This window comes from Erwinia sp. ErVv1 (assembly GCF_900068895.1).
Taxonomy (GTDB): Bacteria; Pseudomonadota; Gammaproteobacteria; order Enterobacterales; family Enterobacteriaceae; genus Erwinia.
This window is the reverse complement of the sequence record NZ_CDPK01000015.1, coordinates 94521-109186: the sequence shown is the minus strand read 5'-3', so window position 1 is coordinate 109186 and position 14666 is coordinate 94521. Positions and strand designations below refer to the sequence as shown.

General features: G+C 55.5%; 11 protein-coding genes and 1 pseudogene. 9 read left to right on the top strand and 3 right to left on the bottom strand.

All coding sequences use genetic code 11. The features are described 5' to 3' along the window. Window positions 1–79 precede the first annotated feature (79 nt). A complete protein-coding gene (gene glpX, locus A1830_RS17875) occupies window positions 80–1090 on the top strand; it encodes a class II fructose-bisphosphatase (protein ID WP_067709391.1) in 1011 nt (336 codons plus the stop codon). 47 nt (window positions 1091–1137) lie between these two features. On the opposite strand, the gene emrD is transcribed toward glpX, so the two are convergent. Further along, entirely contained in the window at window positions 1138–2322 is a 1185-nt protein-coding gene (gene emrD, locus A1830_RS17870; RefSeq protein WP_067709388.1) for a multidrug efflux MFS transporter EmrD, read from the bottom strand. A gap of 307 nt (window positions 2323–2629) precedes the next feature. Here emrD and fpr point away from each other — a divergent pair, with 307 nt between their 5' ends. Further along, window positions 2630–3376 (top strand): ferredoxin--NADP(+) reductase, encoded by a 747-nt coding sequence (gene fpr, locus A1830_RS17865; RefSeq protein ID WP_067709386.1) that lies wholly within the window; start codon window positions 2630–2632, stop codon window positions 3374–3376. Here fpr and A1830_RS17860 read toward each other — a convergent pair. After that, on the bottom strand, window positions 3367–3810 hold the full coding sequence (locus A1830_RS17860) for a DUF805 domain-containing protein (protein WP_067709384.1): 444 nt from the start codon (window positions 3808–3810) through the stop codon (window positions 3367–3369). The genes fpr and A1830_RS17860 overlap by 10 nt on opposite strands. Window positions 3811–3891: 81 nt before the next feature. Between A1830_RS17860 and A1830_RS17855 the strand changes: the two genes are divergently transcribed. The 4 genes from A1830_RS17855 (at window position 3892) to A1830_RS17840 (ending at window position 10008) form a co-directional block, all read left to right on the top strand. After that, a complete protein-coding gene (locus tag A1830_RS17855) occupies window positions 3892–4494 on the top strand; it encodes a DUF1454 family protein (RefSeq protein WP_067709382.1) in 603 nt (200 codons plus the stop codon). 115 nt (window positions 4495–4609) lie between these two features. Then, window positions 4610–5377, top strand: coding sequence for a triose-phosphate isomerase (gene tpiA / locus A1830_RS17850; RefSeq protein WP_067709380.1), 768 nt, complete (start codon window positions 4610–4612; stop codon window positions 5375–5377). Window positions 5378–5818: 441 nt separating this feature from the next. Next, on the top strand, window positions 5819–7438 hold the full coding sequence (gene mqo, locus A1830_RS17845; protein ID WP_082804207.1) for a malate dehydrogenase (quinone): 1620 nt from the start codon (window positions 5819–5821) through the stop codon (window positions 7436–7438). Between the two features lie 170 nt (window positions 7439–7608). Further along, a complete protein-coding gene (locus A1830_RS17840; RefSeq protein ID WP_067709375.1) occupies window positions 7609–10008 on the top strand; it encodes a phosphoketolase family protein in 2400 nt (799 codons plus the stop codon). A gap of 36 nt (window positions 10009–10044) precedes the next feature. On the opposite strand, the gene A1830_RS17835 is transcribed toward A1830_RS17840, so the two are convergent. Next, a complete protein-coding gene (locus A1830_RS17835) occupies window positions 10045–10629 on the bottom strand; it encodes a LysE family translocator (protein WP_067709373.1) in 585 nt (194 codons plus the stop codon). Between the two features lie 151 nt (window positions 10630–10780). On the opposite strand from A1830_RS17835, the gene A1830_RS17830 reads away from it, so the two are divergent. The 3 genes and pseudogenes from A1830_RS17830 to A1830_RS24085 all read left to right on the top strand — a co-directional run. Then, a complete protein-coding gene (locus A1830_RS17830; protein WP_067709459.1) occupies window positions 10781–12217 on the top strand; it encodes an aminotransferase-like domain-containing protein in 1437 nt (478 codons plus the stop codon). A 274-nt stretch (window positions 12218–12491) separates the two neighbouring features. Continuing rightward, window positions 12492–13004: pseudogene (locus A1830_RS24090) on the top strand (transposase). 538 nt (window positions 13005–13542) lie between these two features. Continuing rightward, window positions 13543–14666, top strand: a 1124-nt coding sequence (locus tag A1830_RS24085) for an S-type pyocin domain-containing protein (RefSeq protein WP_369815725.1), incomplete at its 3' end; no start/stop codon positions are given.

Genomic DNA, 14666 nt, shown 5'->3' with positions numbered 1-14666 from the left:
TGACTGCAATCGCGGGTATTTCCCGCCTTTCCCCCGCCTGTGATAAACTTTTCGCCTCTTTTTCTTCCCGGGGCAAATCATGAAACGAGAACTCGCCATAGAATTTTCACGCGTAACCGAAGCAGCCGCGCTGGCAGGCTATAAATGGCTGGGACGCGGTGACAAAAATGCGGCCGATGGCGCAGCAGTTCATGCGATGCGTATCATGCTCAATAAGGTGAAGATTGCGGGTGAAATCGTGATTGGCGAGGGGGAGATTGATGAAGCCCCGATGCTTTATATCGGCGAGAAGGTGGGCACCGGTCACGGCGATGCCGTCGATATCGCCGTCGATCCTATCGAAGGCACCCGCATGACGGCAATGGGCCAGGCCAATGCGCTGGCAGTGCTGGCCGTCGGGGATAAAGGCACCTTCCTTAACGCGCCCGATATGTATATGGAAAAGCTGATCGTCGGGCCGGGTGCAAAAGGCGTAATAGACCTTAACGCGCCGCTGGCAGAGAACCTTAATCGTGTAGCGCAGGCGCTGGGTAAACCGCTCAGCGCGCTGACCGTGACGATTCTGGCTAAGCCACGCCACGACGCGGTGATTGCCTCTCTGCAAGAGCTTGGGGTTCGCGTATTCTCCATTCCCGACGGCGATGTTGCCGCGTCCATTCTTACCTGCCTGCCCGATAGCGAAGTTGACGTGCTGTACGGTATCGGCGGCGCACCGGAAGGCGTCGTTTCCGCTGCGGTGATCCGCGCGATGGATGGGGACATGCAGGCGCGGCTACTGCCCCGCCACACCGTCAAGGGTGACACGCCGGAAAACCGTCGGATAGGTGAGCAGGAACTGGCGCGCTGTCGCGATATGGGCATTGAGGCTGGCAGGGTGCTACAGCTGGCTGAGATGGCGCGTAATGATAACGTGATCTTCTCCGCAACCGGTATCACCAGCGGTGACCTGCTGAAAGGCATTACCCGTCAGGGGAATATGGCAACCAGCGAAACGCTGCTGGTGCGCGGCAAATCCCGTACCATCCGGCGCATCCAGTCGATTCACTATCTGGATCGAAAAGATGAGAGCCTGCATCCGTACATCCTTTAGCCCCCTCGCCGCTTGCCAGGGGCGGACATCTGCCCGCCCCTGAACCATCATTGCGCTACGGCCTGACCTTCTGGCCTCCTGGAGAGCGGGAGCCAGCACAGCAGGATCAGCAGCGCCATGGCGAACATTAGCATGCCCAGGCTAAACTGGCCGTTCTGCGGCAGCAGGGCTGACAGCCACGCGGTCAGTCCCGATCCCAGATTCTGCAATCCTCCCAGTAGCGCACCTGCCGTCCCGGCCATATAGGGCCAGGGCTCCATGGCTCCGGTTGTCGCCAGCGGAAAGAGCATACCCGCACCAAAGAAAAACAGCGCGGCGGGCACCACCAGCGTCCAGATAGTCATAATGCCGAACCAGGCGGGGATCCACATCATCGCACCGGCAAGCAGACAGCTGTTAACCGCCCACCACATCAGCTGGGTAAAGGGGCGGTTGTCACGGCCTGCAAACCATGCGCCAAAAAATGCCGCGGGCAAAGGCACAATGAACAGCAGGCTGACCATCAGCGTATTCAGCCCCAGCACCCCGCCCATCAGTACGCCACAGCTGGCCTCGAACACGGCTATCCCACCCAGCGCGCCCATAAGCATGATCAGATAGCGGATAAAGGTGCCGTCAGCCAGCAAGGGACGATAGCGTGAAAAGAGCCTGCGCGTTTCAACCGGCAGCGGGCGCGTTTCCGGTAGCCAGCGCAGCATCGCGAAGCCCACAGCGATACAAAGCAGCAGCAGAAACGCAAAACAGGCATGCCAGCCCAGCCAGTGAGTCAGTACTGCTCCAATCACGGGCGCGACCAGCGGACTGACCAGAATGCCCATATTCAGCAGGCTGTTAGCATAACGTAGCGCACTGCCGGCGTAGAGATCGCGCGGCATCGTTCTGGCCATCACGCCCGCCACGCCGGTCCCCATTCCCTGAATGGCGCTGCCTGCTATCAGCATTGTCAGGTTTGCTGCCGTCAGCGCCACCAGCGTACCCATAATAAAAATGCACAGACCTGCCAGAATCACCGGACGGCGACCAATTTTGTCAGAAAGCGGCCCGTACAGCAGCTGCGATCCGCCATAGGTCATCAGATAGCCCGCCATGACGCGCTGCACCGCGCCGTCACGCACATTAAACGCCTCCGCAATGTTGACCATCGCGGGGACATAAATTGTTTGTGCCATCTGACCGACGGCAACCAGCGCAATCAGCATGATCAGCAGCTGTCTGTTTTCAATTTTTTTCATTTTAGTCAGGACGATTATCGGAATAACCCAGTGTAAAAAGGGTATTCATCAGGATTAAGAAGGTATTGGCGTGGAAAATATCAGGATTTCATAATAAAGCGAGCGGAGTGGCGCAAATGGCTGGACGGCGGCTGTCAGTGAATCCGCGCGGAAGTGTAAAATAAACTGTACGTTATTGCCCTTTGCGCCACCTCTCGATTTGTCGATATGAGCTTTGCCAGCCGTTGCCACTGGAAAAATGGCCGCTCAGTAGCGAAGATATTGGCTAAAGGGCTAATGTGCCCCACACCGACTAAGGAGCTGTTTTATGGCCGAATGGGTAAACGCCAGTATCGAAAAGGTGACTGACTGGACAGATAGCTTATTCAGTATCACCGTGACCGCCCCCATCGACCCCTTTATCGCCGGTCAGTTTGCCAAACTGGCGCTGGAAATTGACGGCGAACGCGTACAGCGCGCCTATTCCTTTGTGAATGCACCCAGCGATAAAAACCTGGAGTTTTATCTGGTAACGGTGCCTGAGGGCAAACTCAGTCCTCGTCTGCACGCGCTTGAGCCGGGTCAGGAGGTGATGATCACCAAAGAGTCAGCGGGTTTCTTTGTGGTGGATGAGATCCCGCCCTGCGAGACGCTGTGGATGCTGGCGACGGGAACCGCCCTTGGCCCCTATCTGTCAATATTGCAGGAAGGCCAGGGCCTGGAACGATTTAAAAATATCGTCCTGGTTCATGCCGTGCGCTATGCGCAGGACCTGAGCTATCTCCCGCTGATGCAGCAGCTTCAGCAACGCTACAGCGGCCAGCTACAGATACAGACCGTGGTCAGCCGCGAAGCGGTAGCGGGTTCGCTTACGGGTCGCGTACCGGCGCTGATTAATAACGGCGAGCTTGAGGCCGCCGTCGGCATTCAGATGGATGCTGAAAGCAGCCATATTATGCTGTGCGGTAACCCGCAAATGGTACGTGACACTCAGCAGCTGCTGAAAGATAGCCGGGATATGCGCAAGCATCTGAAGCGCAAGCCTGGCCATATTACCAGCGAACACTACTGGTAATTGGCCGTACGGCGTCCTCTGTAGTTAACCGGCAGCGCCGCTTTTCCGAAGCGGTTTGCGCCAGCGCTGCCGCGAAAGCCCCCCAGCTCCAGCGTCATGGTCACCAGGATCAGCGTCGGAATAAAGCGGCTCAGCACCCACTGCCCGCTGGCGGGCAGTGATTCCCAGTTTCCGGCCAGCAGCATCCAGGCCAGGATCAGCAACAGTCCCCAGTATCCCGGCTTATTGCGGTCATGCAGACGCTTAACCACCACCGCGCTGGTCGGCCACAGCAGGCATACCAGACAAAAGGCAGCGGTTTGCGAACTTAACCAGTTCCGGGCCGTCAGGGTAAACAGTAGCACCATCATCGCCAGCCAGAGCGCCAGCCAGATCCAGAAGTCCCGCCTTCCCAGCCTTCCCCGCCAGGAGAAACACCACGCTTGTAAGGTCATTTTTAATCCCCTGGAACAGCGTCAGGCTTTGACTTTGCCGACCATTGTCCGTTCTAATCTTGTCTGAATGAAAGGTTCAGGATGGACAACATGAATAAAGCGCTCATCACGAGCATTACACTTCTCGTTACGCTGGCGGCGCCTCCGCTTTGGGCTGATCCTGTGCCACAGGATCGTACCGAGCATATGCCGACTGCTCCCTATCTTATGGCGGGGGCGCCAACATTTGATTTTACTATCGGCCAGTTTCGGGAAAAGTATAATGCGATTAATCCAGCATTAACGATCCCGGAGTATCGGGCAATCGACAATCGCGGGGACAAAAGTAATTTGACCCGTGCCGCCAGCAAGATCAATGAAAATCTCTATAGTTCTACCGCCATTGAACAGGGCACGGGTAAGGTCAAAACCCTGCAAATTACCTGGCTGCCGGTGCCTGGCCCTGATGAGAAGGCGGCACGTGATAAAGCCCGCGCTTATATGGCCGCCCTGGCGCGCTTTTTTGAGCCCACGCTGACCGAAGCGCTGAGCCTGAAACGTCTGGATGACCTGCTAAACAGGGGTAAAGGATCGCGCTACTTTGAACAGAGCGAAGGGGCATTACGCTATGTCATTGCGGATAACGGTGATAAGGGGCTGACCTTTGCTATCGAGCCAATAAAACTGGCCATGACCCCCAACTGACGCGGGCAAAGATGACGAAAAGCAAAGCCTTTCATAGTTTTCATCTCTATACTGTCTGGCAGACAACGCTGCTCCGGCAGGGTAATTTAACGTATTTCGCGACGCGGAGGATATGATGCGACATCCATTAGTTATGGGTAACTGGAAACTGAACGGCAGCAAAACAGTGGTTAAAGAGCTGATTGCAGGCCTGCGAAACGAGCTGAGCAGCGTTGACGGTTGCGGTGTCGCTATCGCCCCGCCGGTGATGTATCTGGATCAGGCTAAACACGCCCTTTCTGGCAGCCAGATTGTGCTCGGCGCGCAGAACGTGGACGTTAACCTTTCCGGTGCTTTCACGGGTGAAGTCTCCGCGGACATGCTGAAAGACGTCGGTGCACAGTACATTATCATCGGTCACTCTGAGCGTCGTACCTACCATAAAGAGAGCGATGAGCTTATCGCGAAGAAGTTCGCCTTACTGAAAGCGGCAGGTCTGATCCCGGTATTATGTATCGGCGAAACCGAAGCCGAAAATGAAGCAGGCAAAACCGAAGAAGTGTGCGCACGTCAGATTGACGCGGTGTTAAAAACCCAGGGTGCTGAAGCGTTCAACGGCGTGGTCATTGCCTACGAGCCAGTCTGGGCCATCGGTACGGGCAAATCTGCTACGCCTGCGCAGGCTCAGGCAGTACACAAATTTATCCGCGATCATATCGCGAAAGAAAACCATGCTGTAGCGGCCCAGGTCATCCTCCAGTACGGCGGCTCCGTAAATGATAAAAATGCGGCCGAGCTGTTTGCCCAGCCGGATATTGACGGCGCGCTGGTTGGCGGCGCATCGCTGAAGGCAGATGCCTTTGCGGCCATTGTGAAAGCAGCGGCAGCGGCGAAAAACGCCTGATAAACGTCCCCTGCTCCGGCCACGGAGCAGGGTGCCTGATTTTCTGACCCCCAATTTTGTCTCCCTGTTCAGCCTTTTTTCATGCTTTAGCCGCACATCCCTCTTCTGATCCCCAGGGTTACCCTGGTTTCCCGATGCGTTATCCGCACTCCCCTGGGCGCCTGCTGGCGGTCCACAAGGCCCACAATCTCAACGCCCATAAATGTTACTAATTTTGTTTGAATTTTCATTATCACTTTTAATCTTTAAACAATTTTTTAATTCCCTCGTAACAATGGTATATTTCCAGAGCATTAACTGCTTGTTAAATAATCCATTTTATTCATGTGGGTTTTATAAGACGTCCCCCCGGATCCAGCCAGATGACCAGACTGAACCGGGAAACAGCCCTGTATTACCTGCATAACATGTTGAAAATTCAGCATATGGAGATGTCGCATCATGCGGAAATCAGCACAACGCCAGTCCATTTGTCACACTGCCCCAGGCAAGTCAAATGCGACCTCTGATGAGAAAAATAGGGGCGACGTCGATGTATTAATGATTGGCGGCGGCATTATGAGCGCGACGCTGGGCACCTACCTCCAGCAGCTTGAGCCAAACTGGCGCATCGGCATGGTCGAGCGCCTGGATGACGTCGCGGAAGAGAGTTCAAATGGCTGGAATAATGCGGGCACGGGACATGCTGCGCTGGCTGAGATGAACTACACCCCGATGAACAGTGACGGTACGGTGGCTATCGGGAAGGCGGTTGAGATCAACGAGGCATTTCAGATCTCCCGACAGTTCTGGGCTTATCAGGTTCAGCAGGGCGTGCTGAGTCATCCCCGCAGCTTTATCACCAGCGTGCCTCATATGAGCTTCGTTTGGGGGGAGGAACACGTTAACTTTCTGAAAAAACGCTATGCCGCGCTGCAGAAAAATACGCTGTTTCGCGATATGGAATACTCGGAAAACCCTGAGCAGATCAAGAGATGGATCCCGTTAATTATGGAAGGGCGTGATGCGCATCAGCGCGTTGCCGCGACCCGCAGCGAGATGGGGACCGACGTTAACTTCGGTGAAATCACGCGCCAGCTGATTGCCTCGCTAAAGAAAAGCGCCGGATTCAGCCTGCAAAATCATCATGAGGTGCGTGATATCAAGCGCGACCGGGACGGAATGTGGCGTGTTACCCTGTCCGATCTGAAAAACAGCGGGCGTAAACAAACCCTTCGCGCCAGGTACATCTTTATCGGGGCGGGCGGGGCGGCGCTGACGCTGCTACAGGCCTCCGGCATTCCGGAAGCGAAAGATTATGCGGGCTTTCCGGTGGGCGGTGAATTCCTCGTCACCGATAATCAGGAGGTGGTGAACCGCCACCTGGCCAAAGTTTATGGTAAAGCCGAGGTGGGTGCGCCGCCGATGTCCGTGCCGCATCTGGATACCCGGACGCTGGACGGTAAGCAGGTTCTGCTATTTGGCCCCTTCGCCTCATTTTCTACGCGGTATCTGAAGCAGGGTTCGCTGTGGGATATGTTTGGTTCAATGACCTCATCGAACGTTTTACCGATGGCGCAGGTTGGGCTGAATAACTTCAACCTGGTAAAATACCTGGTAGGCCAGGTGATGCTGACCGATGACGATCGCCATCGGGCGCTAAAGGCCTATTTACCGCAGGCGAAAAAAGAGGACTGGCGTCGCGTAAAAGCGGGGCAGCGCGTGCAAATCATCAAAAAAGAGGCGGGTAAAGGCGGCGTACTTAAACTGGGTACCGAGGTGGTGACTTCGCAGGATGGCACGATTTCTGCCCTGCTGGGTGCATCGCCGGGCGCTTCAACGGCGGCGCATATTATGCTGGAGCTGATGAAAAAGGTCTTCGCAGAAAAGATGGCTACCCCGGCATGGCAGTCGACGCTGAAAACGATGATCCCGTCCCTCGGGCAGAGCCTGAACGGTAACGTCGCTGCAACGGAGAAGGTGCTGGCAGAAACCAGCCGGCTTCTTCAACTGGCCTATACGCCACCCGTGGCGGCCAACGATGAAGCGCAGCAGGCCGGCTCGACGGCAATGGGTAAGTAATTCCCCGAAACGCCCGGTGGCAACATGTGCCCGCCGGGCAGCATAATCCCCCTCTTATCTGCCACACCCGACCTGTTTATGTCGTTACGCTCCCGTCCCCGCGCCCTTTCTCTGCATGCCCGACTCAGGCGTCTATGCTTTGATCTGATGCGCTAATGAGGAGGACATTAATGGATACGCCTTTACACCCGCCAGTCTCAGACCCTGATTTAACGCTTTTGGATCGCTACTGGCGCGCCGCTAACTACCTGTCGGTCGGGCAGATCTATCTGCTGGACAACCCGCTGTTGCGGCAGCCCCTGGAGGCAGGTCATATTAAGTCTCGCCTGCTGGGCCACTGGGGAACCACCCCCGGCCTGAATTTCATTTACGCTCACCTGAACCGAATTATCCGCCAGCGGGATACCGATCTGCTCTACATCTGCGGCCCGGGACACGGTGGCCCCGGCATGGTAGCGAACACCTGGCTGGAGGGGAGCTACAGCGAAATTTACCCTGATATCAGCCAGGATGCTGAAGGTATGCGTAAGCTATTCCGGCAGTTTTCGTTCCCCGGCGGTATTCCCAGCCATGCTGCGCCTGAAACGCCGGGATCGATTCATGAAGGGGGCGAACTGGGTTATTCACTGGTTCATGCTTTTGGTGCCGCCTTCGACAATCCCAATCTGATTGTCCCCTGCGTTATCGGCGACGGCGAGGCGGAAACCGGGCCGCTCGCCGCCAGCTGGCACGGCACGAAATTTCTTAATCCCGTACGTGACGGGGCTGTATTACCCATTCTGCATCTCAACGGGTATAAAATCGCCAACCCCACAATTCTGGGCCGCACCGACGACGGCGATTTGGAACAGCTTTTCAACGGTTACGGATATGAACCTCTGTTTGTGGTCGGCGATGATCCCCAGCTGATGCATCGTCAGATGGCCGACGTGTTGGATAAAGCCTTCGACCGCATTCAGCATATTCAGCAGGCGGCACGCCGCGGTGAAGCACAGAAGCGCGTCCCCCGCTGGCCGATGATTATTTTGCGCAGCCCAAAAGGCTGGACCGGGCCAAAAACCGTGGACGGCAAAAAAGTAGAGGGGTTCTGGCGTGCGCACCAGGTGCCGGTGGCAGAATGTCGGGAAAATGAGGCGCACCGGGAGATCCTCCAGCAGTGGATGGCAGGCTATCATCCTGATGAGCTGTTCGACGACGCGGGCCGGTTGATGCCGGAGTTACAGGCGCTGGCACCAACCGGAGATAAACGTATGGGTTCCACCCCTTATGCCAACGGTGGACGACTGCGCAACCTGTTGGAGGTGCCTGATATCCGTCAGTATGCGGTGGAGGTTAACAGGCCGGGCGAGACGCTGGCGCAGTCAACGGCGGTGCTGGCCAGCTACCTGAGCGAGATTTTTACCCGCAACCCGGACAATTTCCGCCTGTTTGGCCCGGATGAGACGGCCTCTAACCGGCTGGGTAAGGTGTTTGATGTGACCAATCGCAGCTGGATGGAGGCGATCCTTCCCTGGGACGAACAGCTGGCGCAGGATGGACGAGTCATGGAAATCCTCAGTGAACACCAGTGTCAGGGCTGGCTTGAAGGCTATTTGCTGACGGGCAGGCACGGCCTGTTTAACTGCTACGAAGCCTTTATTCACATTATCGACTCAATGTTTAATCAGCATGCGAAATGGCTAAAAGTTTCCCGTAAGCTGCCCTGGCGCAAACCGATCTCCTCGCTCAACTATCTGCTCTCATCCCATGTCTGGCGTCAGGACCACAATGGCTATAGCCATCAGGATCCGGGCTTTATGGACCATGTTGCCAATAAGAAGGCCGATATCGCCCGCATCTATCTGCCGCCGGATGCCAATACGCTGCTGTGGGTGGGGGATCACTGTCTGCGCACCTGGGACAGGATCAACGTGATCGTTGCCGGAAAGCAGCCTGAGCCGCAGTGGCTGACCATGGATCAGGCCATCAGACACTGTGAAAAAGGCATGGGTATCTGGCCCTGGGCCGGTAATGAAACGGTGGACGAGCCTGCCGACGTCGTGATGGCCTGCGCAGGTGACGTTCCCACCCTCGAAACGCTTGCCGCCGTAGATTTGCTGCGCCAGTACCTTCCCGGCCTGCGCGTCAGAGTGGTGAATGTCGTGGATCTGCTGGCGATGCAGACGAAAGAGCAGCATCCGCACGGGCTGGATGAGCAGGAGTGGGAGACTATCTTCACCGCAGATAAGCCGGTGATTTTCGCCTTCCACGGTTATCCGGCGCTGATCCACCGCCTGACCTGGCAACGAAATAATCATCGTAATATTCATGTTCACGGCTTTAACGAGGAAGGCACCACCACCACGCCTTTCGATATGACGGTGTTAAACGAGCTGGATCGCTATCATCTGGCGCAAAACGCCATTCTGCGCGTGCCAGGATTGCAGGAAGAAGCGGGGAGCGTACTGGATGCGCTACAGGAAAAACTCGCGGCACACCATGCCTGGGTAAGGGAGTATGGCGAGGATATCCCGGAGGTGCACAACTGGAAGTGGCCTTCGCACGAAGATAAGGACGGCGCGCCCGATTAATAACAGGGGCGGCGAATGTGCCGCCCCTGCTGATGCTCAGGGATGAATAACTTCTGTCAGCATCCACAGCGTGGTGATCACCAGCGACAGCCCCATAATGGTATTGAATAACCGCAGCTTCCACGCCACCTGTAAGTGTTTCCCCAGCCTGTCGCCCAGCGCGGCCCACACCAGAATACAGGGTAGATTCAGCGCCATAAACCCAATCATCACCGCCAGTATGCCGCTGTTGGCGGTATACATCAGGGCGACGTTCGTCGCCATCAGCCAGGCTTTGGGGTTGACCGCCTGAAAAAGCGCGCCGCCCAGTAGCGTCATCGGACGGGCCTTTTCGTGCAGTTCAGGAACACCTGCGCGAAATATCTTCCATGACAGCCAGAACAGGTAGGCACACCCCATCAGCGTCAGTGGCATTCTGACAGTTCCCATCCACTGAAGGAGTCCCTCCAGCAGCAGCCCGGTGATCACCGTCTGGATTGCGCATCCGACCATAATGCCCAGCATCATCGGCAGGGTACGTCGTATGCCAAAATTGACGCCGGAGGTGGCGAGCAGAAGGTTATTAGGGCCTGGGGTAATCGACATCACGGTAACATAGCTGAAAAAGGAGGGATCGAGCATAGTGGCTATCCGACAGATGAATGAGATGACCATAGTAAAAGCGGCACGCTAATGGTAACAGACTCACAATTACACTATTGTAATGAGTACAATCTGCAAATTATCCCATCTGTACCCCCTTAAGGGAGCGTTAACTGTGTCCATTATTGATATGCAGGAAAGTACGCTGTATCAGCAGCTGGCGCAGACGCTGGCGGAAGCGATCCACGTTGGCACCTATCCCCCTGGCAGCCGTCTGCCCGCTATTCGCCGCTGTGCCAGCAATCACCAGCTCAGCGTCAATACCGTATTGGCTGCCTACCGGATTCTGGAGGATCGCGGACTTATCGAAGCGCGTCCTCAGTCAGGCTATTACGTCCGTAGCGTACTACCCTCAGTAAAATCCTCGGGTGACCGCCAGGCACAGGTGCGCTCTCCCAGCAGTGAGAAACTGGATCTGATTGATGCCGTTTTTGCCGCGCAGAACCATCCGGACTACACCAACATCTCGCTCGCCTGCCCGCAAAACAGCGATTTTTTTCCTACGGCAAAAATCAGCCGCATCATGGCCTCGCTGCTACGTCGCGAACCGTCGCTGATTGGGCGCTACGCGCTGCCGCCCGGAAGCGAGCGCCTGAGGCGCGAAGTGGCACGCCGATCGATGGATCTGGGTATCCGCCTTACCCTGGAAGATATCACGCTGACGCATGGCTGCATGGAAGCCCTCCAGCTGGCATTACGAACGGTCACTCAGCCCGGCGACTGCGTGGGCATTGAAACCCCCACCTATTTTTATCTCTTTCCCCTGCTGGCCAGCCTGGGTCTGAGGGTCATCGAGATCCCCACTGACCCCCAGTTCGGCCTGTCGCTGGATGCACTGGAGCTGCTACTCCAGGAGCGGCGCATTCAGGCTATCGTCGCCATGCCAACCGTGCAAAACCCGCTGGGATGCAGCATGAAACTGGAGGAGAAAAAGCGTCTGGCGGAGATGGTCAACCGCTATCAGGTGCCGCTGATTGAGGACGGCCTTTACGGCGAACTGCAATTCTGCTGGCCGCTATCACCCGCGGTAAAAGCCTTCGATCGGGAGGGGTGGGTTCTCTACTGCACCAGCTTCACTAAAACGGTTGCACCCGATTTCCACGTTGGATGGATTGCCGCAGGACGCTTTACCGGAAAGCTGGCCCGGCTGAAATCGGTCTCTTCCCTGACGGAATCGCGCCTGCTTTCAGAAACGCTGGGCCATTTTCTGGAATCAGGTGGCTACGACCACCATCTGCGCACGCTGCGCCGCCGCTATGCCGCACAGCTTGATGAGGCTCGGAGCATCATCGCCCGGCACTTTCCCCAGGGAACGCGGGCAACGCTGCCCAGCGGCGGCTTTGTCTTCTGGGTTGAGCTGCCGGATAACGTCGATAGCGTGCAGCTGTTTCACCGGCTTCTACAGGAGAAAATATGCCTGACCCCCGGCGCGCTCTATACACTTAGCGATCGCTGCAACAGTGCGCTGCGTCTCTCCTGCTGTTACCCATTTGATGAGCGCTACACCTATGCGTTGAAGCGGACCGGCGCGCTGGCCTGTGAAATGAGCGGCATTGCCCCACCGTAGCCGGCCTCACGTTAAGGCGTGCCGTTACGTCCCCATTTGGCATAGCCTTTTCGCTGAGTCAGCCGCTCATAATCCCCCCCCTGAATCGCCGGGATCGGCCCATCAGGATTCTTCTTTCTGTATGCCGGGCCTGACGCCCAGCGTAATAAAATCTCATTTGACTGACCGGAGGACGAAAGATGGCATCCCAATTTACTGTTTTTAGATGGGTATTCCCCTGTTGTGCAGGCTAAGGGCATTATGATGGCAGTCTTGATTTTCTGAGGAGCCTGCCATGGACGATAAGTCCCTCTATGCCCATATCCTTAATCTGTCAGCCGCGTGACAGGTAAAATCTTTTTCTCTTGATTGAAAAATCTGGCTCAGTGACGCTGATTGTCGGCATTGCTGAGCACACTCCACTTACCTGTCCAACCTGTGGTAAACCCTGCCCCGTACATGATCACCAACGTCGTAAATGGCGTCACCTTGATGCGTGCTCTGAGAGATCATCAACTGGATGATATAAAAACGCTGTCGATGGACATGAATATGGCCTGTATCAGTGCAGCCCGCATCCATCAAAACCGCTCGGACGCCGGACTGAGAGGTTAAAGTTGCCCACCTGGTGACAAAGCGCCTTTACGGCATCCTGAATGCAATGAAAAACCGGGTATCGAATGGTAATGCGGAGTTCCTGAACAGTAAAATAGGGCTGCTCAGGATAAAGGCGCGCGGATATCGAAACAGAGAACGCTTCGAGGTGGCTGAAATATTTCATTACGGCAGGCTAAATATGGAATTATGATATATGGATATTTTACTACATTACTGGGAAATAAGGCATGCCACAATTATTTGATTTCACAGTGGGATCTTGATAAGGATTTTTTGTTATACCCAGCTCTCTTAAAAGAGAACGCGCAAATACTAACTCTTTTGCTGGTATTTTCCTTGCTTCTGTTAGCAGGACGGATATCTTTCTGGCTGGAATGAGAAACATCATAATCGCCGATTCTTTGCTGCTTAACGCTAGTATATGTGTCTTTACATTCTCTCGGGTATTGGGGGCTGGAAAGACAAGAAGAAAGTCCAGAACATGCTGGCATAATATTTTACCTTTTCAATCAGGTTGAGGTTGGGAGTATTGTTTTAAATCAAAATTCGGCTATCAAGGCAACACCTTATAGCATCCTGGCATATTAAGAACTATAAAAAACGCTTTATCCTAAGCCACCATGATCGAGGAAGACCCTTTTATATTCAGTATAAATCAAAGGAACTATCTGGTCAGTACACCTGATGCTCTGAGTGTAGGCCACCGGATACCACAAAAAGGATGAAAAATGTCAATAATTCCTGCCTATTACAAAGATGGTGTACCTTACGATGCCTCTGGAAAAGTCATCACCACGGGTCCCGAAAATCACCCAGCTGAACCCCTCGTCACCGACCTCGGCGACGGCAAGTTCCAGTTCAAATCACAAACAAAAGCCTGCTATCTGAAGAACCTTAACGCACTCGGTTGGACATGGGTGATGGACAGGGGCGACGAGTATGGCGTGGCAATATGTTTTTGCACAAAGGCCGAGCAGAAAGTGGCCGTGACTTTGCTGACGGGGCAGCTTCCGGCGCCTGCCTACACGCAGGAGCAGGCTGATACCGCTGCGCTGATGCTGAGTGCTCCGGGGGCGATGCTGCTGAGCAGCGGGCAGTGGAGTATGCTTCTTTCGGTGGCCGGAGAGGGCGTGATGACGCTTGCCGGAGAGATTGGCGGCATGCTGACCTCAGCAGTCAGCCGCGCTGTAGCATTGCTGACCGCCAGTAGCCTGGGGCCGATGGCAGCTGCCGCTTCAGTTTTACTGTTCTCATCCCAGGCAGGAAAAGGCAGCGACCGTGTTCCGGGACGGGACACGGAAGCAATGTTTGCGCTAAATGCCAGGCTACTGGCCGGTCAGAGAAAAATCAATCCAGGCTCAGCGAGTATCAATCTGCCGGTACGGGGCGCGCTGATTGAACGCAACGGTGAAATGGTACTGGAGCTGCTGAAAACCGGGGATAATGTACCCGCCGCGGTGCCNCTGCCGGTACGGGGCGCGCTGATTGAACGCAACGGTGAAATGGTACTGGAGCTGCTGAAAACCGGGGATAATGTACCCGCCGCGGTGCCAGTGCTAAATGCGGTGCGCGATGCGGTGAGCGGGCTGGATATCATCAGACTTCCGGCAATGCTGGGCACACCGCCGCGAACTATCCTGATAAATCCTGTTCCGGAATCCGCAAAACCTTCGGATACGGGCAATCGGGGGCCGGTTCCGAACACACCGGTGCACACTGGCACGGATGTGAAACCGGTGGGTAATATCACCCTGTCACCGCGTGTGGGAAATACGCAGCAGCTGCAGGACTTTATTTATTGGCGGCCAGATGCGTCCGGTACGGGCGTCGTGCCCATTTATGTCGTAATAAG

Bases quoted from the DNA above. Each gene is read 5' to 3' on its own strand.
- glpX (WP_067709391.1), top strand. From the start codon at position 80: ATGAAACGAGAACTCGCCATAGAATTTTCACGCGTAACCGAAGCAGCC.
- emrD (WP_067709388.1), bottom strand. From the start codon at position 2,322: ATGAAAAAAATTGAAAACAGACAGCTGCTGATCATGCTGATTGCGCTG.
- fpr (WP_067709386.1), top strand. From the start codon at position 2,630: ATGGCCGAATGGGTAAACGCCAGTATCGAAAAGGTGACTGACTGGACA.
- A1830_RS17860 (WP_067709384.1), bottom strand. From the start codon at position 3,810: ATGACCTTACAAGCGTGGTGTTTCTCCTGGCGGGGAAGGCTGGGAAGG.
- A1830_RS17855 (WP_067709382.1), top strand. From the start codon at position 3,892: ATGGACAACATGAATAAAGCGCTCATCACGAGCATTACACTTCTCGTT.
- tpiA (WP_067709380.1), top strand. From the start codon at position 4,610: ATGCGACATCCATTAGTTATGGGTAACTGGAAACTGAACGGCAGCAAA.
- mqo (WP_082804207.1), top strand. From the start codon at position 5,819: ATGCGGAAATCAGCACAACGCCAGTCCATTTGTCACACTGCCCCAGGC.
- A1830_RS17840 (WP_067709375.1), top strand. From the start codon at position 7,609: ATGGATACGCCTTTACACCCGCCAGTCTCAGACCCTGATTTAACGCTT.
- A1830_RS17835 (WP_067709373.1), bottom strand. From the start codon at position 10,629: ATGCTCGATCCCTCCTTTTTCAGCTATGTTACCGTGATGTCGATTACC.
- A1830_RS17830 (WP_067709459.1), top strand. From the start codon at position 10,781: ATGCAGGAAAGTACGCTGTATCAGCAGCTGGCGCAGACGCTGGCGGAA.